This window comes from Dyella acidiphila (assembly GCF_014863405.1).
GTDB lineage: Bacteria > Pseudomonadota > Gammaproteobacteria > Xanthomonadales > Rhodanobacteraceae > Dyella_B > Dyella_B acidiphila.
Map to the genome: position 1 here is coordinate 167,155 of NZ_JACZZA010000002.1, position 17,479 is coordinate 184,633.

Consider the following 17,479-nt stretch of genomic DNA (forward strand, 5'->3'; position numbering starts at 1 on the left):
CGTCGATTCGGGAATACTACGGCGATGAAAACTGTTCTATTGCGGCATCTGCTATGGATCGGCGCGGCCGGTGTGTTGAACAGCGCGCCGGTCCAGGCGCAAAGCACGCCGGTCAGTGCCACCAGCACGCTGCAGCAACTTACTGCCGAGATCGATGCTCAAATCGATCAGCCCCGCTTCGCCTCATCCAGCTGGGGCATCGCCATCACCTCGCTGGATACCGGCCGCACGCTTTACGCACACGATGCCGAGCGACTGCTGCAGCCCGCTTCCACCGCCAAGCTGTTCACGGCGGCGCTGGTGCTGGACACGCTGGGCACCGATTACCGCATTCCCACCCAATTGCTCGCCACGCGGCCGATCGTGCAAGGTCGCCTGCAAGGCCCCCTGGTATTGCACGGCATGGGCGATCCCACCCTGGATACGCCCGGCACCAATACCGACTGGGCCGATCAGCTGGCCACGCAATTGGCGGCCAGCGGCGTGCGCGAAATACAGGGCGATCTGGTCGCCGATGACAGCTATTTCAGCGGACCATCGGCCGGCGCCGGCTGGGAGGCGCGCGATCTGCAAAGCTGGTTCGCCGTACCTTCGTCGGCGCTGAGCGTGCAGGAAAATGTCGTCGGCCTGACCGTGGCGCCGGCAAGCGAGCCCGGCCGTCCTGCCTCGCTGATGTTCGATCCGCCGAGCGCCATCACGCATGTCGCCGGCACGCTGACCACCAGCGCACAGCGCACGCATAGCGATATCAATCTTTACCGCGCACCGGGCAGCAGTACGCTTTATGCCTTCGGTAACGTAGCCGCCCGCAGCGAACCGCAAAGTTTCAAGCTGGCCATGGTCGATCCGGCCTGGTTCGCCGGCAGCCTGCTGCGCAGTGCGCTGGCGCGCCATGGCATTCGTATCGATGGGCAACTACGCACGCTGCATTGGCCCGAGCCCGACAGCGTCGGCCTGGACAAGGCGGTGGTGCTTGCCCAAGTGCTGTCCCCGCCGATGATGGAAATACTGACGCGCGGCCTGAAGCGTTCGCAGAACCTCTACCTGCAGAACCTGCTGCAGATCGCCGGCGTGAAAGCACAGGCCAGCGCCGCGCAAAACGGAGAACCGGTGCCTGGCTTCCTCAGTTCCGAGGCCTGGGGCACCCGCGCCATGCGGGCGCTGCTGGATCGCATCGGCATCGCTCCGAATGCCAGCCAGATCGAAGAAGGCAGCGGCCTGTCGCGCCAGGATCTGGCCACGCCCGATGCGATGGTGCGCCTGCTCACGTATATGGCCGGCCAAGCTTACGCAACGCCCTTGCACGATGCGCTGCCCGATGCCGGCGTCGACGGTACGCTGGAATGGCGCATGCGCGACACCCGGGCCATGAACAATGTGCATGCCAAGACCGGCAGCATGAACTACGTACGCTGCCTGGTCGGCTACGTCACCACGGCATCGGGCGAACACCTGGCGTTCGCCATCATGCTCAACAATTTCGTGCTGGAAGGGGATGCACCCAGCCCCAGCCGCAACCTCGATGCGATCGTGGAGTTGCTGGCGGCGTTCCAGGGGCATAGCTGAAGCCAATCCCATGCATGCGGGAATGGGAATGACGGCCTCCAGTCATTCGTACCCTGCAAAAACGACAAGCTTGCGCGGCAGGCAATGCTCCGCGAGGCAAGGCTGTCGGGTACGCCGCTTGCTCAGCGCAGCTTCTGCAGATCCTTCTCGATCTTCTCGGGCGTGTCGTTCGGCGCGTAGCGTTTCACCACGTTGCCGTCGGCATCGATCAGGAACTTGGTGAAGTTCCACTTGATCGACTCGCTACCCAACAGGCCCTTGGCCTCTTTCTTCAGCCACTGGTAGAGCGGATGGGTCTTCTCACCGTTCACCTCGACCTTGGCGAACATCGGGAAGGTCACGTCGTAGCTGGTGGAGCAGAAATTCTTGATCTCCGCCTCGTCGCCCGGCTCCTGGTGGCCAAACTGATCGCAGGGGAAGCCCAGCACCACCAGGCCCTCCTCGCGGCGCTTGCGCCACAGCTCCTCCAGCCCCTTGTATTGGGGGGTGAAACCGCACTTGGAAGCGACGTTGACGATCAGCATGGTCTTGCCGCGCCAGCTCCCCAGCGACTGGTCGCGGCCGTCGATGTCACGCGCATTGAAGTCGTAGACGGTGGTCATGGCAATCGCTCCGGGTCATATCGATAAGGCAGTCTACTGCACTCCCGGCAACACCCGGTGGCATAGAATGCCGACTCTGACCGTCACCCAGGGTTCGTCGTGATCCGTTTCGTCGATGTGCACAAGTCCTACCGCGTCAACGGCAAGGACATTCCAGCGCTGGAGCCCTTCAGCCTGGAAATCGCCGATGGCGAGGTGTTCGGCATCATCGGGCACTCCGGTGCCGGCAAATCCACCCTGATCCGCCTGATCAACCTGCTGGAGCGGCCCAGCGGCGGCCGCATTCTGATCGACGACACCGAGATCACCGCCCTGCCCGATCCGGCCCTGCGCACGGCGCGCCAGCGGATCGGCATGATTTTCCAGCACTTCAACCTGCTCTCCTCGCAGACCGTGGCCGAGAACATCGCCTTTCCCCTGCGGGTGGCCGGCAACAAGGACACCGCGGCCGTCGGCAAGCGCGTGGACGAATTGCTGCAGCGGGTGGGTTTGCAGGCGCATGCCGATAAATATCCGTCGCAACTTTCCGGCGGCCAGAAACAGCGCGTGGGCATCGCGCGTGCGCTGGCCAATCGGCCGTCCATCCTGCTGTGCGACGAAGCCACCAGCGCGCTGGATCCGCAGACGACCGCCTCCGTGCTGGAGCTGCTGGCCGAAATCAACCGCGAGCTGAAACTGACCATCGTGCTGATCACCCACGAAATGGATGTGGTGCGCCGCGTGTGCGACCGCGTGGCAGTGCTGGATGCGGGACGCATCGTGGAGCACGGCTCCGTCGCCGATGTCTTCCTGCATCCACAGCACGCCACCACGCGCCGCTTCGTCAATGAGGCGCTGCCGGAGGAAGCGGCTGGCGAGAACGTGCCTTATCAGCACGTGCCGGGCCGCATCATGCGCCTGTCCTTCCGCGGCGAAGCAACCTGGTCGCCCACGCTGGGCCGGGTCACCCGCGACACCGGCGTCGATTTCAACATCCTTGCCGGCCGCATCGATCGCATCAAGGATCTGCCCTATGGCCAGCTCACCCTGGCCATGCAGGGCGAACAGGTAGACCAGGCCCTGCAGGCGCTGCGCGCGGCGGGTATCGAAGTCGAGGAGCTTGCACGATGATCGCCGCCCACCTTCCGCTGCTGCAGAACCTGTTTCCGAATATCGACGACTGGGGCGAACTCGGCCAGGCCTGCATCGACACCTTGCTGATGCTGGGCGGCTCGCTGGCGCTGACGGTGATCATCGGCCTGCCGCTGGGCGTGCTGCTGTTTCTTACCGGCAAGGGCCAGATGCATGCGATGCCCAAGCTTTATGGCGTGCTGTCGCTGGTGGTGAACGTGCTGCGTTCCATTCCCTTCATCATCCTGATGATCGTGCTGATGCCGCTTACCTATGTGCTGGTGGGTACCAAGCTCGGCATCCGCGGCGCGATCCCGCCGCTGGTAATCGGTGCCGCGCCGTTTTTCGCACGCCTGGTGGAAACCTCCCTGCGCGAAGTGGAGCATGGCGTGATCGAGGCCTCGCAGGCGATGGGCGCCACCACCTGGCAGATCGTGCGCCACGTGCTGCTGCCCGAAGCGCGCGCCAGCCTGTGGGCCGGCATCACCGTCACCGCCATTGCGCTGGTCGGCTATACGGCGATGGGCGGCGCCATCGGCGCGGGCGGCCTGGGCGACCTGGCTTATCGGTACGGCTATCTGAGCTACAAATCGGACTACATGGTAGTCACGGTGCTGCTGCTGATCGTGCTGGTGCAGCTGCTGCAAATGCTGGGCGACCGCATCGTGGCGCACTACAGCCGCCGCTGAGGGCACTTTTCAGGTTTTGCCCAGCTTTTGCCGGACGCTTTGCATCCGGCCGTATGGACGGCTATTCTGTTGCATCGCACAAGCACCAGGTCATTCCATGAAGAAGCTTTTGGTTTTCCTGGCCGGCACCCTGATCCTGGCCGGCTGCTCCTCCTCCGGCTCCGGCGATGCCGGCAGCCAGACCCTCACCGTGGCGGCCACCGCCGTGCCACACGCGGAAATCCTCAAAGAGGTGAAGCCGATCCTGGCCAAGGAAGGGGTGAACCTGGAGATCAAGGTGTTCGCCGACTACGTGCAGCCCAATGCGCAGGTGGCGGAAAAGAGCATCGACGTGAACTATTTCCAGACCAAGCCCTACCTGGATGCCTACAACCGCGAGCGCGGCACCCAGCTGGTGATCATCACCGGCGTGCATATCGAGCCGTTCGGCGCTTACTCGCACAAGCTCAAGTCGATCGACCAACTGCCCGACGGCGCCACCGTGGCGATTCCGAACGATCCCAGCAACAACAGCCGCGCGCTGCTACTGCTGGCCCGCCACGGCCTGATCACCCTGAAAGACCCGAACGACGAGCTCGCCACCACCAAGGACATCACCGCCAACCCCAAGAACCTGAAGTTCAAGGAGCTGGAAGCGGCGATGCTGCCGCGTACCCTGGACGAGGTGGACCTGGCCATGATCAATACCAACTACGCCCTGGCCGCCGGTCTCAATCCGACCAAGGATGCGCTGCTGATCGAGGACAAGAACTCGCCCTACGTGAACTACCTGGTCGGGCGACCGGACAACCAGAACGATCCGCGCGTGCAGAAGCTGGCGCAGGCGCTGACCAGTCCGGAAGTGAAGGCCTTCATCGAGCAGAAGTACCATGGCGCCGTGCTGCCCGCGTTCTGATCGCGCAGCACGCGGGCCCGGTTGCGCCTGACGGCAATCAGGCGGTCGCCGACTCCGCGTCGGCGACCAGCGGAATATCGAACACCTGGCGCAGATAGGCGATGTACGCATCGTCCTCGCACATGTTTTTGCCGGGTGAATCGCTGAGCTTGGCCACCGGCTGGCCATTGCAGCGAACCATCTTGATCACGATGTTCAGCGGCGTCGGGCCGACATCGTTGGTCAGATTGGTGCCCACCCCGAAGGCCAGCTGGCAGCGCCCGCGGAAGTGCTCGTACAGCTGCATGACCTTGGGAATATCCAGCCCGTCGCTGAAGACCAGCACCTTGCTGCGCGGATCGACGCGGTTGTCCTGATAATGCGCCAGCACCCGCTCGCCCCAGGCGAACGGATCGCCGGAATCGTGGCGGGTGCCATCGAACAGCTTGCAGAAGTACATATCGAAGTCGCGCAGGAAGGCGGTCAGTCCGTAGACATCGGACAGGGCAATGCCCAAGTCGCCACGGTATTCCTTGGCCCAGGCTTCCAGCGCCGCCACCTGCGAATCGCGCAACCGCGGTCCCAGCGCCTGGTGCGCCTGCAGATACTCATGCGCCAGGGTGCCCAGCGGCCGCAGGCCCAGTTGCCAGGCCAGCCAGACATTGCTGGTACCGGTCAGTTGCGCGCCCAACCCCTCGGCCAGGGCAGTAGCCACCTCGCGATGCCACTGGCGCGAAAAGCGGCGCCGGGTGCCGTAGTCGGCAATGCGGCATTCGCTGAAGCCCGGGGTATCGCGCAGCAGTGCAATCTTGTCGCGCAGGCGCCGGCGGCCTTCGCTCAAGTCAAGATCGCGCTGGGTGTTGCGAAAATACACTTCGTTGACGATCGCCAGCAAAGGCACTTCGAACAGGATCGTATGCAGCCACGGGCCACCGATGTGGATCTCGATTTCACCGTTCTGCAATGGTGACGGCACGATCTCCACGTACTTGGTGTTGAGCTGGAACAAGGCCAGGAAATCGACGAAATCGCTTTTGATAAAGCGCCAGCTGCGCAGGTAATCCAGCTCCGCCTCGGTGAAGCGCAGGCTGCACAGCGCATGCAGTTCTTCGCGGATCTCTTCGATATAGGGCACCAGGTTCACGCCGGGATTGCGGCACTTGAACCGGTATTCCACATGCGCGGCGGGATATTGATGCAATACCACCTGCATCATCGAGAATTTATAGAGGTCGGTATCGAGCAGCGAACTGACGATCATGGATCGCTTCCATGTCGGTGGGGAGGACATGCCGAAGCATGCAGACATTGCGCCGCTGGCGCAGCACGCTGCAATTATCCTGCTGAAGTCGCCGCCAAGAAAAGTAAAACCCCGGCAGCCAGGGGAATAACTGCCGGGGCTTGTTAGGTCGCGTTCCTGGGGGAGGGTTAAACTCGGAACCGGCCCCTGGATGTCACGGTGTTCTGCGCCATCCGGTTGTCGCCTCACGGCGATGCGATTGATTAGTGTGGCCGTGGCGGGGGAAGTTCAAGACCAAACTCGAATTTATTCAGCTCGCCGATAGCAAGCCGAGCCTGAGTCCGTAAGGTTTCACTTACACCCTTTCTCAAGTGTTTGTCTGGACAAGGACATTGCCATGCTGCGCCGCTGCCTGAGCTTGTTAGCTTTCTGTTTTGTACTTAGCGCACAAGCCACTGACCTCAGCATCGATACCGGCCATGGCGCACGCATCTGGACCACCGCGCAGTTGCTGGCCCGCCCCGATGCGCAAAACGTGACCATTCCGATCGACGTGGCATTCCGCCGCACCATGCACTACCGGGCCGTGCCGCTGGCCGCTCTGTTGCCGGGACTGGAGCGCGGCGACCGCCTGCAATTCGTGGCAAGCGACGGCTTCTCGGCCGACCTCGCCGCCGACACCATCCTCAACCACGCCGGCGCAAAGGCCTGGCTGGCGGTGGAAGATCCGCAGCAGCCATGGCCGCAGCTGCCCGACCATAAAGGCGACGCCGGTCCCTTCTATGTGGTGTGGACGCACCCGGCCGCCGCTGGCATCGGCACCGAGCAATGGCCCTATCAGCTGGTTCGCATCCGCCGCACCCAAGATGCGGCCACCCGTTTTCCGGCTACCGCACCCGCTGTGTCCGCCGACAGCGCCGTGCGCAAAGGCTATGCGGTATTCCAGCGCACCTGCTTTGCCTGCCATACGCTCAACGGACAAGGCGATGCGCATATGGGGCCGGACTTGAACATTCCGCATAACCCTACCGACTACCTCAGCGATGACATGCTGCGCGCCTTTATCCGCAATCCGCAGTCGCTAAGGCGCTGGCCAGAGGGAAAGATGTTCGGCTTTCCTACTCAGGAATCGCTTTCCGATGCGGATCTGGATGCCGTGCTTGCCTACCTGCACCATATGGCGCAGCACAAGGTCACGCCGTAGGTACCGCGCCGGCACGGGCGGTATCGCCCGCGGCTGACTTGAGCAGGCCGCGCAGCGCATTCTCCCGCTCCGCTTTGGACTGCCTGGCCAACGCCCGCACACGGGCGTAGAAATCCGGCCACTGCCCATCGGCCTGCCGATACAACACAGCGAAGGCCTGCACCCACTGGTCGTACAGGCCGAACGGCAGCAAGGTCGCATTGTTGATTGGCCGCGCTACCCAGCCATCGTAGCGATGGTCGTTCGGCCAATGCTGGTCGCGCCAGGCGGCATAGTGCTGACGGAAAACCTCGATCTCGTGCGCCTTGCCCGCAGCCATCGCCGCCTCGTCCGCACCGCTGGCATAGAGTTTCCGGAGCCGCTCGCGCAAATTGAGTACCAGCTGGGTGAAGCCATCGTCCATCGCCTGGTCGCGGTCGTCGCCTTCCGGCTCTCCGCGCGAGCGGTGCCACTGCTTCAGTCCCTGGCTCTCCACGAACATCGCATAGCTTTCGTTGAACGCCGTGTCGTCCTTGACGTAGATAAGCTGGTGCGCAAGCTCATGGAAGATGGTGCCCACCAGCTCATCGTCGTCCCAGCGCATCATGCTGCTGAGGATCGGGTCGGCGAACCAGCCCAAGGTGGAATAAGCCGGCACGCCACTCAGATAGACATCATTGCCCTGTGCCTGCAACTGCGCAGCGGCGGTACTGGCCTTTTTCTCGTCGAACCACCCGCGATAGGCCACGCAACCGGCGATCGGAAAACACTGCAAAACCGCATCCACCGAATAGCGTGGGGTGGCATAGACATTCCACACCACATAAGGGCGATGCAATTGAACGTAGTAGGTGTAACTGCGATTGCTCGGCAAATCCAATTGCGCGGAAGCAAATTGGCGTGCCTGCTGCGACAGCCGCAAACGTGCGGCCAGCTTCGGATCCGTGGCCGGATCGGCAATCACTTTTTTGACCGCCCGCCGCTGCAACAGCAGCGCGCTTTCCCCATGCGTGACGTGCGCGTAATAGCGCAGATCGGCACAGGCTGCGAGCAGGGCAAGCATTACCGCGCAAAGAATCAGTTTGAGGCCGGGAAAAAGAATGCGGGGTCGATTCATCCCCGCATTCTGACGTAAGCGCATTCAGCTGTGCTCAGTGGTGTCCGTTGTAATGGCCGCCACCACCGTGCCATCCGCCACCGCCATGCCAGCCACCGTGACCGCCGGACCAGCCGCCCCGGCCATGCCAGCCGGGATTACCGTGCCAATAACGGCCGCGGCCGTACCAGCCACCGCCGCAGCAGCCGTAATAGCCACCGTAGTAACCGCCGTAATAGCCGCCCCAGTAGCCGTAGGGGTAATACCCGTAACCCGTGTAATAACCGCTGTAGACAACGGTGGGCGCGGCGCCGTAGTAGGCGTCGCCAACGGTTCCGTTGCTTTGCACGTAGCTATAGCCGGGAGCGATGTAACAGCCGGACAGGAGGGCCATCAAGGTGGCCAGGGTCAACACGGCAAGCAGGCGTTTGATCGAATGTTTCATGGCGGAAGCTCCATGCAGTCCACGCGAGGACGGTAGTCCCTTGCGCATAAATAAGCCCTGAGCCTCAAAAGACAAGTGCCGCCTGTGTTCAGCACAGGCGGCACCGGTTGGAGCCATCGAACGCTGGCGGCGCTGAATCAGGTTTTGCCGTTCTTGCTCTGGTCTCCGCGCGCATGCGCTACATGGTTGTGCGCGATATCGCCGGAATGGTTGCCGTTGGCAGCGGGTGTCTGGCCGTTATCGGCCGAGGGTGCCGTGCTGGCGCCCGGCCAGGTCGGCCCTTTCTTGACGCGCTCCTGCTTGGCTTCCAGCAGGGCCTGGATATGCGCTACCGCTTCTTCGGGGCTGATATGCGAAGGCGCGGGTGATGCCGCCTCCGGCGTTGCTTGCGGCTGCAGGGTCGCGGGTTTGCCGCCGGCCGCCTTCTTCACGACCAGCTTCTTCTTCGGTGCGCTGACGGGTGCCGGAGCGGCAGCGGCCTTCGGCGGCGCAGCGCGCTTTACGGTCTTGGCGACGACCTTCTTTGCAGGGGCTTTTTTCGCCACCGGCTTTTTCGCCGCGGTTTTGGGTGCCGCCGATTTCCGGGCTGCCGGCTTTGTTGCCTTGCGTGCGGCGGTCTTGGCCGCGGTCTTCTTTACCGACTTTTTGCTGGCCGCCTTGCGTACGGAGGTTTTCTTCGCCGAGGTCTTCTTCACCGCCTTGCGGGCCACCCGCTTCACCGCCTTCTTGGCTGCTGTCTTTTTTACCGCCCTTTTTACAGCCTTTTTGCGCGTTGCCGGCAACTTTCGAGCCACCTTCTTCTTGCTCGAACTGGCGCCTTTGGATGCTTTGCGGGCCGCGGACTTCTTCGCGGCAGACTTGCGGGTCGTTGCCATGCGTGCGTACTCCAGGCGGTGATCAGTGGTGAAACAGTGACATCATCATGATGTATATGGCATGAGCAAGTGCCGGAAATCATAGGCCGGGCTGCGATAAAGCCCGCAGAAAATTGGCCAATACCGGCGGGTAGGCCAGCACTGTGAAAATCACGCCATAGGCGGCGCCCCATAAATGCGCGCTGTGATTGATATTGCCCTGCCCGCGCTGATCCATGTAGATCGAATAGCCGACGTAAAGCACGGCATAGATGATCGCCGGCACCGGCACGAACCACACCAGGATGCGCGACCACGGCGACAGCAGCACATAGCCGAACAGCACGGCCGAGACTGCACCGGAGGCGCCCAGGCTGTAGTAATTGTTGTTGCGGCGGTTCTTCAAATACGTCGGCAGGATCGAAATGATCAATCCGCCCAGGTAAAACAGGCCGAAACCGAACGTGCCCAGGGTCTCGCCGAAAAACGGCTCCATCACGCGGCCGAAGAAATACAGGGTCAGCATATTGAACAGCAGATGCATGCCGTCGGCATGGATCAACCCGTAGGTGACCAGCCGGTAATACTCCTTTTTGCGCTCGATGGCCGGCGGCCACAGGATCAGATCGTCGATCAGGCGCCGGTTATTGAACGCCATGAACGAGACGATGCAGGTCGCCGCAAGAATGATCAGCAAGGTTATGGGCATATGACTAATCAGCCAATGTTTCGGAATTTCGCCATCTTGACGTTCACGAGCGGCGTTGTCGACGGCTAAAATGCGCGATCAAGCCACGCCGTGCTGCTTTACTCACCGCATGAAACCCATCCGCTATATGCACCTGGATGTCTTCGCCGCAACACCGGGCGGCGGCAATCATCTTGGCGTTGTCACCGATGCCGCCGGCTGGAGCGATGCGCAGATGCAGCGCTACGCACGCTGGACCGACCTGGTGGAAACCACCTTCCTGCTGCCGCCCAGCGATCCCACGGCCAGCTACAAGGTGCGAATTTTCACCCCGCAGAAGGAAATCGCCTTCGCCGGCCATCCCAGCGTAGGTAGTGCGCATGCCGTGCTCGAGTGCGGCCTGGCCTCACCCGTGGACGGCCTGCTCTGGCAGGAATGCGGTGCCGGCGTGTTGCCGATCCGCGTGGAAGGCAGCGGCGTGCAGCGCAGGCTGCTGCTGCAGTCGCCCGCCACGCGCGTGGTGAAAACCGGCCTGCACGCACATCCCCTGCTCGCCGCGACGCTCGACAGCATCGACCTGGGCAAGCTGCCGCCCGCGCTGGTCGATGGCGGCCGCCGCTGGTGGCTGGCCGAATGCGCCAGCGAGGCCAGCCTGCGCGCCTGGGAGCCCGATCACAGTGCCATCGGTGCGCTGGCCGTCGCCAGCGGTAGCATGGGCCTGTGTGCCTTTGCACGCAGCGGCCATCCCGATTACCAGCTGGTGGTGCGCGCCTTTCCTTCCGGTGTCGGCATCGTCGAAGACCCGGCCTCCGGCGCCGCCAACGGCCTGATCGCCGCCTACCTGCTGCATGCCGAGCCGGACGGCCCGCTCGCCCGCGGCTATGCGGTCAGCCAGGGGCGCGAAATGGGCCACGACGCCTTGCTGATCGCCCACATCGTCGACGGCCAGATCTGGATCGGCGGCTACACCAATACCGTGATCGACGGCACCCTGCACTGGAACGCTGCGTGAGCGAGGCGCCGCGCATCTGGGTGGATGCCGACGCCTGTCCGGTGGCGATCAAGGAAATCCTGTTCCGTGCGGCACAGCGCACGCAGACTGCCGTGACCCTGGTGGCCAACCACGCGCTACGCACGCCGGCTTCGCCGTATATCCGCAGCATCCAGGTACCGGGCGGATTCGATGTGGCGGATAACGAAATCGTGCGCCAGGTCCACGCCGGCGACCTGGTGGTAACGCAGGACATTCCGCTGGCAGCCGCCGTGATCGGCAAAGGCGCACTCGCCATGCATCCGCGCGGCGAGCTCTACACACCGGACACCATCCAGCAGCGGCTTACCATGCGCAATTTCATGGAAGAACTGCGCAGCGCGGGCGTGGATACCGGTGGACCGGCGGCGCTGCATCCACGCGACAAGCAGGCGTTCGCCAACCAGCTCGATCGCTGGCTGGCGCAACATTAATCCTTGCTGCGCTGATCCAGGTTGGCGCGGCGCGCCGACACCCGCGCCAGCGCCGACAGGTCCATGCCTTCCGCGCCATCGGCCAGCGCTTCCAGCAAGCTGTCGCGCAATACGCCGGCCAGCGGCAGCGGCACCTGTTCGGCGAAGCCGGCCTCTTGCGCCAGCATCACGTCCTTCAGTCCCAGCGGCAATGCAAAGCCCGGCGGCGTGAAGCGCTGTTCCGCCATTGCCTTGCCATAGCCCTGGTAGACCGGCGAGGCGAACAAGGTGCTGGTCATCAGCTCGATAAATTCGGCGGCGCCGACACCGTAGGCACGGGCCAGCGTGGATGCTTCGGCCATGCTCTCGATCGCCGTAACGATCATGAAGTTGCCGGCCAGTTTCACCACGTTGGCGCGTTCGGGGGCCTCACCCATCGGCCACAGCTTGCCGGCCATTGCCTGCAGCAGTGGCGTGGTTTTTTCGATCGCCGCAGATGGCCCCGCCACCAGCATGTTGAGCTTGCCGGCGGCCGCCACATCAGGGCGGCCGAATACCGGCGCCGCCACGTAGGCCAGCCCGCGCCGCGCATGTTCTTCCTGCAGCTGGCGCGCGAGCGCGACCGAGATGGTGGCGTGATTGACGTGCACCGTGCCCGGGTCCATCGCATCGAGCACGCCGCCATCGAGCAGCACTTCGCGCACGGCGTGGTCGTTGGCGAGCATGCTGTGCAGCACGTCGCCCTGCGCCGCGCGGTCGGGCGTACGCACCGCCTTGGCGCCCAGCGATACCAGCTTTTCGATCGCCGCATCCGAGCGATTCCACACGGTGAGCTGATAGCCGGCGGCCACCAGGTTGCTGGCCATGGCGCTGCCCATAGCTCCGAGTCCGATAAAACCCACTTTCATGACCAATCTCCAAGGCAAGCGCGCAGTTCAGCACGTTCGTTGTTCAGCGATTGCAAACGGACCGGCATCAGACCGCTTCACCCGCGGCCCGGCCGGACGCCCAGGCCCACTGGAAGTTGTAGCCACCCAGCCAGCCCGTCACATCCACCACTTCGCCGATGAAATAAAGCCCGGGCACCCGCTTGGACTGCATGGTGCTGGAGGAGAGCCCGTCGGTATCCACACCGCCCAGAGTGACTTCCGCGGTGCGATAGCCCTCGGTGCCGCTGGCCACCAGGGGCCAGTCATGCAGCTGCGCACCGAGGGCGTGCAATTCGTGGTCGCGGTACTGGCGCATCGGCTTGCTGCCCAGCCATTGCTCGCACAAACGCTGCGCCAGGCGCTTGGGCAACTGCTCGCCCAATACAGTGCGCAGCTCCGCCGCGGGACGTGCCGCGCGCTGGTCCGCCAGCCACTGGCCAAGCTCCCGTTCCGGCGACAAGTCGATACGCAGATCGTCGCCCGGCTGCCAATACGAGGAAATCTGCAAGATCGAGGGTCCGCTGATGCCGCGATGCGTGAACAGCAAGCCCGCGCGAAAACTGCGCTTGCCCACCCGCGCCTCCGCCACCGGCAGCGCCACGCCGGCCAGATCCTGGTAATGCTCCTGATGCTTGCCGCTCAAGGTCAACGGCACCAGGCCCGCGCGCGTGGCCAGCACGTTGTGGCCAAACTGCCGGGCCAGTTCGTAGCCGAATCCGCTGGCCCCCATGCTGGGAATCGACAAGCCACCGCTGGCCACCACCAAGGCATCCGCATGCAGCACGCCCTTGGCGGTGGTCACGCTGAAGCCTTCTTCGCTTTTGCGCACCTGGCTGACGGCGCAACTGGTTTCGATCCGCACGCCTGCCGCCGCACATTCGTCCAGCAGCACACGCACGATCAGCTTGGAAGATTCATCGCAAAACAGCTGCCCCAGTTCTTTCTCGTGATAGGCGATGCGATGCTTTTCCACCAGCGCGATGAAATCGGCCGGGGTATAACGCGCCAGCGCGGATTTGGCGAAATGCGGATTGGCCGACAGGTACTGCGCGGGCGTCACGCCCAGGTTGGTGAAATTGCAGCGTCCGCCGCCCGACATCAGGATCTTCTTGCCCGGCTTGTTGGCGTGATCGATCACCAGCACCTGCCGGCCGCGCTGGCCGGCAGTGATCGCGCACATCAAGCCGGCGGCACCGGCACCGATTACCAGAACATCCACTTTCACGCGGTCACCGTCATGCAGCCAGCCAGATGGAATACCCGCGCATTATCCAACAAGTGATGGCTTACACTTGCCGCCTGCCCTGCCCAGGACCCCGCCATGCCCTCTTTTGACGTGATCTCCGAAGTCGACAAGCACGAGCTGACCAACGGCGTCGACCAGGCCAACCGCGAGCTGGCCAACCGTTTCGACTTCAAGGGCACCGATGCCAAATACGAGCTGGACAAGCTGGTGATCACCCAGGTCGCACCCAACGAATTCCAGCTGCAGCAGATGCTCGACATCCTGCGCGGGCGCCTGGCGGCGCGGAAGATCGACCTGCGCGCGCTGGAGGTTGCGGACCCGGAAGTGAACCTGGGCGGCGCACGACAGAAAATTACCGTGAAGCAAGGCATCGAGCAGCCGATCGCCAAGAAGCTGATTGCTACCTTGAAAGAAGCCAAGCTGAAGGTGGAGGCGCAGATCAACGGCGAGAAGCTGCGCGTCACCGGCAAGAAGCGCGACGACCTGCAGCTGGCGATGGCCGTGCTGCGCAAGGCCGAGGTAGAACTGCCGCTGCAGTTCGACAACTTCCGCGATTAGTGCATCGCTACCTCATCCCGGCACGGGCCGGGATGAGGCGGCCAGCATGATGCGGGAAGCTCAGGCCAGTCCCGCAGCGATATTCACGCTCAACGCGATAATGAACACGTTGAAGAAAAACGCCACCACGCTATGCAGCAGCGCGGTGCGCCGCAGCGTGTGGCTGGTGATCTGCACATCGGATACCTGGAAGCACATGCCGATGACGAAGGCAAAGTAAATGAAATCCCAGTAATCGGGCTGCTTGGTGCCGGGAAATTCGAGCCCTTCATGCTGCTTGCCGAAATCGCCGTAATAACCGTGGGCGTAGTGCAAGGCATACATCGAATTCATGAACAGCCACGACAGCACGATGCTGATCGCCGCCACCGCCATGCTCGGCGCACCGCCGCTTTTGGCGGCATGCAGTTCCGTAGACAGGGCCACCAGCACCACACTGGAAACGGCCACGGCAATGCACAGCGTGGCGCGCCGGCCGGTGTCCTGCATGCAGGCGTGGCGGGCCATGTGTTCGGCAGTGGCGCGGGAAAACATCCGCGCCAACATGCTCAGATACAGCAAGGCCCCCAAATCGAAACCCAGCAGCAAGGCCGAGGCCGGCTTGGTGCCGGAAACCGTCAGCACGCCACACGCCACCACAAACAGCACCGTAGCCACCGCCAGCCATGGCCGGGCGCGCACGAAGCGTACGGGCGCCCAACGCCGCCGCACCGCCTGCATCGAGGGGCGTGCTTCGCCCTGCCGCGCGTGATCGGCATCCTGTTGCTGGTTCATGCGAGCAGCTCCGCGTATTCCGCGTGCCGCTCGATCCACACCCGCGCGTAGCTGCATGCCGGCACCACTTTCCAGCCCTCGCGGCGCGCCGTCTCGAAGGCCGTGCGCACCAGCTCGCCGGCAATGCCGCGGCCGCCCACTTCAGAGGGGACGCCGGTATGGGTGATCGTCATCACGCCATCGCGCAGTTGGTAATCGAGTTCGCAGACGTAACCGTCCACCGTCGTTTCGAAACGGTGCGCGGCGGCCAGGTGGTGGATGTCGTAGCTCATGCAGCCTTCCCCTCAAGCATGGAAGGGGCAAGCATAGAACGATCGGTAGCAACGCTGCGCACCGTCACGCAGCGCACACCTCGGCCAGCCGCTCGCGGCGCGCCTGCACTGCCTGGGCCAGTCGATCCAGTACCTGCACGGTGGTGTCCCAACCGATGCAGCCATCGGTAATGCTCTGCCCGTAGACCAGTTCGCAGCCCGGCACCAGATCCTGCCGCCCGGCCACCAGGTGGCTTTCCACCATCACGCCCTGGATGCGCGATTCGCCCGCCTCCAGTTGCGCGGCGATATCGGCGATCACGCGTGGCTGGTTTTCCGGCTGTTTGTTGCTGTTGGCGTGGCTGGCGTCGATCATCAGGCGCTCGGCCAGGCCGGCCTTGGCCAGGGCGGCGCAGGCGGCAGCGACATTGGCGGCATCGTAGTTGGGCGCCTTGCCGCCGCGCAGGATCACGTGGCAATCCTCGTTGCCGCGCGTGGCGGCGATAGCCGTCTGCCCGTGCTTGGTCACCGCCATGAAATGATGCGGTTGCGCCGCTGCCAACACCGCATCCACCGCGATCTTGATATTGCCGTCGGTGCCGTTCTTGAAACCCACCGGGCAGGACAATCCCGAGGCAAGCTCGCGATGCGACTGGCTTTCGGTCGTGCGTGCGCCGATCGCGCCCCAGGCCACCAGGTCGGCAATGTACTGCGGCGTGATCAGATCCAGGAATTCGCAGCCGGCCGGCAGGCCCAGTGCGTTGATGTCGCACAGCAGGCGGCGCGCCAGATGCAGCCCTTTGTCGATGTGATAGCTCTCGTCCAGGTCCGGATCGTTGATCAGGCCCTTCCAGCCGACGGTGGTGCGCGGCTTTTCGAAATACACGCGCATCACGATTTCCAGCGTCCCAGCGTGGCGCTCGCGTTCGGCCATGAGACGCCGGGCGTATTCCAGCGCGGCGGCGGGATCGTGGATCGAGCAGGGGCCGATCACCACCGCCAGGCGATCGTCCTGGCCATGCAGGATCCGGTGCAGGGCCTGGCGGGAGCCGGCGACGGTGGCGATCGCCTCGGCGCTGGGCGGGCAGTCGCCCATCACCTGGGCGGGGGTGGCGAGTTCCTTGATTTCGCGGATACGTAAATCGTCGGTAAGGCTGGACATAAAAACTCCTTTGGCGGTGTCCGGCGGCCAATAAAAAAGCCGCCAGGGTGGCTGGCGGCTTTTTCAGGAAAGTGGGTGATCTAGCTAGTTACGATCGCACACCATGCTCCGCCGCCGGCATTGGGTAGCCATAAAACCAAAAGTAATAGCGGCGGGTGGCGAGGATCATGGCCGTTAGTGATACCACATCGAGGCTGTGATGCAAACTGCTGCGCAGGCTGCGGCAATCGGCTAACGTGCCGCGTTTCACCTGCCCCGGAATCGTCATGTACCGCCCGATCGCCCTTGTTGCCGCGACCCTGCTTGCCCTGGGGGCCATCGGCCCCGTCCATGCCGACGATGTGGGCAAGCTGACCGTCATCGACCGGAAAGTGGGCACCGGTGCCGTCGCGCACGACGACACCACCGTGCAGATCAACTACACCGGCTGGCTGTACAACGCCAAGGCGCCCGATCACCACGGCGCCAAGTTCGACAGCTCCTATGACAGCGGCCGCCCGCTGAGCTTCACGCTCGGCGCCGAGGAAGTGATCTCCGGCATGGAAAGCGGCGTGCGCGGCATGCGCGTGGGCGGTGTACGCGAGGTGATCATGCCGTCCAGCATGGGGTACGGCATGCGCGGCGCGGGCAGCGATATTCCGCCCGGCAGCGCGCTGGTATTCGACATCGAGCTGCTCCAGGTGCAATGAACGCTTCACAATCTGCAGCTATGCGCGCAAGCCGAGTTGGGCCATGATGGCCGCGCATTAACGTCGTACGTCCCCGCTGT

21 protein-coding genes are annotated in these 17,479 nt (G+C 63.5%); 10 read left to right on the forward strand and 11 right to left on the reverse strand.

What is annotated here, in order from left to right; all coding sequences use genetic code 11:
• Positions 1-24 precede the first annotated feature (24 nt).
• Entirely contained in the window at positions 25-1,566 is a 1,542-nt protein-coding gene (dacB, locus tag IGX34_RS05205) for a D-alanyl-D-alanine carboxypeptidase/D-alanyl-D-alanine endopeptidase (RefSeq protein WP_192554634.1), read from the forward strand.
• A 122-nt stretch (positions 1,567-1,688) separates the two neighbouring features.
• Here the strand turns inward: dacB and IGX34_RS05210 are convergent, their stop codons facing one another.
• The gene (locus IGX34_RS05210) at positions 1,689-2,168 is read right to left on the reverse strand and encodes a glutathione peroxidase (protein ID WP_192554635.1); all 480 of its coding nucleotides are present in this window, start codon (positions 2,166-2,168) and stop codon (positions 1,689-1,691) included.
• A 99-nt stretch (positions 2,169-2,267) separates the two neighbouring features.
• Between IGX34_RS05210 and IGX34_RS05215 the strand changes: the two genes are divergently transcribed.
• From IGX34_RS05215 to IGX34_RS05225, 3 genes are all read left to right on the forward strand, one after another.
• Positions 2,268-3,278, forward strand: coding sequence for an ATP-binding cassette domain-containing protein (locus IGX34_RS05215; RefSeq protein ID WP_192554636.1), 1,011 nt, complete (start codon positions 2,268-2,270; stop codon positions 3,276-3,278).
• Entirely contained in the window at positions 3,275-3,967 is a 693-nt protein-coding gene (locus tag IGX34_RS05220) for a methionine ABC transporter permease (RefSeq protein WP_225737247.1), read from the forward strand. The genes IGX34_RS05215 and IGX34_RS05220 overlap by 4 nt, the downstream gene beginning before the upstream one ends.
• A 97-nt stretch (positions 3,968-4,064) precedes the next feature.
• Positions 4,065-4,862: a MetQ/NlpA family ABC transporter substrate-binding protein gene (locus IGX34_RS05225; protein ID WP_192554637.1), complete on the forward strand. Its 798-nt coding sequence runs from the start codon at positions 4,065-4,067 to the stop codon at positions 4,860-4,862.
• Positions 4,863-4,899: 37 nt separating this feature from the next.
• Here IGX34_RS05225 and pncB read toward each other — a convergent pair whose 3' ends face one another.
• Complete coding sequence (gene pncB / locus IGX34_RS05230; protein WP_274380814.1) at positions 4,900-6,132, reverse strand: nicotinate phosphoribosyltransferase; 1,233 nt, start codon at positions 6,130-6,132, stop codon at positions 4,900-4,902.
• Positions 6,133-6,478: 346 nt separating this feature from the next.
• On the opposite strand from pncB, the gene IGX34_RS05235 reads away from it, so the two are divergent.
• Positions 6,479-7,285, forward strand: coding sequence for a cytochrome c (locus tag IGX34_RS05235; RefSeq protein WP_192554639.1), 807 nt, complete (start codon positions 6,479-6,481; stop codon positions 7,283-7,285).
• Here IGX34_RS05235 and IGX34_RS05240 read toward each other — a convergent pair.
• The 3 genes from IGX34_RS05240 to IGX34_RS05250 all read right to left on the reverse strand — a co-directional run bounded on the left by IGX34_RS05240 (position 7,275) and on the right by IGX34_RS05250 (position 9,236).
• Positions 7,275-8,381 carry an aminopeptidase gene (locus tag IGX34_RS05240; RefSeq protein ID WP_425598773.1) on the reverse strand — a complete coding sequence of 369 codons (1,107 nt, stop codon included), beginning with the start codon at positions 8,379-8,381 and terminating at the stop codon, positions 7,275-7,277. The genes IGX34_RS05235 and IGX34_RS05240 overlap by 11 nt on opposite strands.
• 34 nt (positions 8,382-8,415) lie before the next feature.
• On the reverse strand, positions 8,416-8,805 hold the full coding sequence (locus IGX34_RS05245; RefSeq protein WP_192554640.1) for a hypothetical protein: 390 nt from the start codon (positions 8,803-8,805) through the stop codon (positions 8,416-8,418).
• Between the two features lie 137 nt (positions 8,806-8,942).
• Positions 8,943-9,236, reverse strand: coding sequence for a hypothetical protein (locus IGX34_RS05250; protein ID WP_192554641.1), 294 nt, complete (start codon positions 9,234-9,236; stop codon positions 8,943-8,945).
• Between IGX34_RS05250 and IGX34_RS05255 the strand changes: the two genes are divergently transcribed.
• On the forward strand, positions 9,214-9,702 hold the full coding sequence (locus IGX34_RS05255) for a hypothetical protein (RefSeq protein ID WP_192554642.1): 489 nt from the start codon (positions 9,214-9,216) through the stop codon (positions 9,700-9,702). The genes IGX34_RS05250 and IGX34_RS05255 overlap by 23 nt on opposite strands.
• Before the next feature lie 57 nt (positions 9,703-9,759).
• Here the strand turns inward: IGX34_RS05255 and IGX34_RS05260 are convergent, their stop codons facing one another.
• Complete coding sequence (locus tag IGX34_RS05260; RefSeq protein ID WP_192554643.1) at positions 9,760-10,368, reverse strand: rhomboid family intramembrane serine protease; 609 nt, start codon at positions 10,366-10,368, stop codon at positions 9,760-9,762.
• A gap of 109 nt (positions 10,369-10,477) precedes the next feature.
• Here IGX34_RS05260 and IGX34_RS05265 point away from each other — a divergent pair, with 109 nt between their 5' ends.
• The gene (locus IGX34_RS05265) at positions 10,478-11,359 is read left to right on the forward strand and encodes a PhzF family phenazine biosynthesis protein (RefSeq protein WP_192554644.1); all 882 of its coding nucleotides are present in this window, start codon (positions 10,478-10,480) and stop codon (positions 11,357-11,359) included.
• Positions 11,356-11,811 (forward strand): YaiI/YqxD family protein, encoded by a 456-nt coding sequence (locus tag IGX34_RS05270; protein WP_192554645.1) that lies wholly within the window; start codon positions 11,356-11,358, stop codon positions 11,809-11,811. Before IGX34_RS05265 ends, IGX34_RS05270 begins: the two co-directional genes overlap by 4 nt.
• Here IGX34_RS05270 and IGX34_RS05275 read toward each other — a convergent pair.
• On the reverse strand, positions 11,808-12,698 hold the full coding sequence (locus IGX34_RS05275) for an NAD(P)-dependent oxidoreductase (RefSeq protein WP_192554646.1): 891 nt from the start codon (positions 12,696-12,698) through the stop codon (positions 11,808-11,810). The two genes, IGX34_RS05270 and IGX34_RS05275, sit on opposite strands and share 4 nt — an antisense overlap.
• Before the next feature lie 67 nt (positions 12,699-12,765).
• Positions 12,766-13,944, reverse strand: coding sequence for an aminoacetone oxidase family FAD-binding enzyme (locus IGX34_RS05280; protein WP_192554647.1), 1,179 nt, complete (start codon positions 13,942-13,944; stop codon positions 12,766-12,768).
• Positions 13,945-14,040: 96 nt separating this feature from the next.
• On the opposite strand from IGX34_RS05280, the gene IGX34_RS05285 reads away from it, so the two are divergent.
• Positions 14,041-14,523, forward strand: a complete 483-nt coding sequence (locus IGX34_RS05285; protein ID WP_192554648.1) for a YajQ family cyclic di-GMP-binding protein — start codon at positions 14,041-14,043, stop codon at positions 14,521-14,523.
• A 60-nt stretch (positions 14,524-14,583) separates the two neighbouring features.
• On the opposite strand, the gene IGX34_RS05290 is transcribed toward IGX34_RS05285, so the two are convergent.
• From IGX34_RS05290 to IGX34_RS05300, 3 genes are all read right to left on the reverse strand, one after another.
• Positions 14,584-15,297, reverse strand: coding sequence for a DUF1345 domain-containing protein (locus tag IGX34_RS05290; RefSeq protein WP_338015416.1), 714 nt, complete (start codon positions 15,295-15,297; stop codon positions 14,584-14,586).
• Entirely contained in the window at positions 15,294-15,569 is a 276-nt protein-coding gene (locus tag IGX34_RS05295; RefSeq protein WP_192554649.1) for a GNAT family N-acetyltransferase, read from the reverse strand. The genes IGX34_RS05290 and IGX34_RS05295 overlap by 4 nt, the downstream gene beginning before the upstream one ends.
• A 64-nt stretch (positions 15,570-15,633) precedes the next feature.
• A complete protein-coding gene (locus IGX34_RS05300; protein WP_192554650.1) occupies positions 15,634-16,710 on the reverse strand; it encodes a 3-deoxy-7-phosphoheptulonate synthase in 1,077 nt (358 codons plus the stop codon).
• Positions 16,711-16,976: 266 nt separating this feature from the next.
• On the opposite strand from IGX34_RS05300, the gene IGX34_RS05305 reads away from it, so the two are divergent.
• Positions 16,977-17,399, forward strand: a complete 423-nt coding sequence (locus IGX34_RS05305) for an FKBP-type peptidyl-prolyl cis-trans isomerase (protein ID WP_192554651.1) — start codon at positions 16,977-16,979, stop codon at positions 17,397-17,399.
• Positions 17,400-17,479 lie beyond the last annotated feature (80 nt).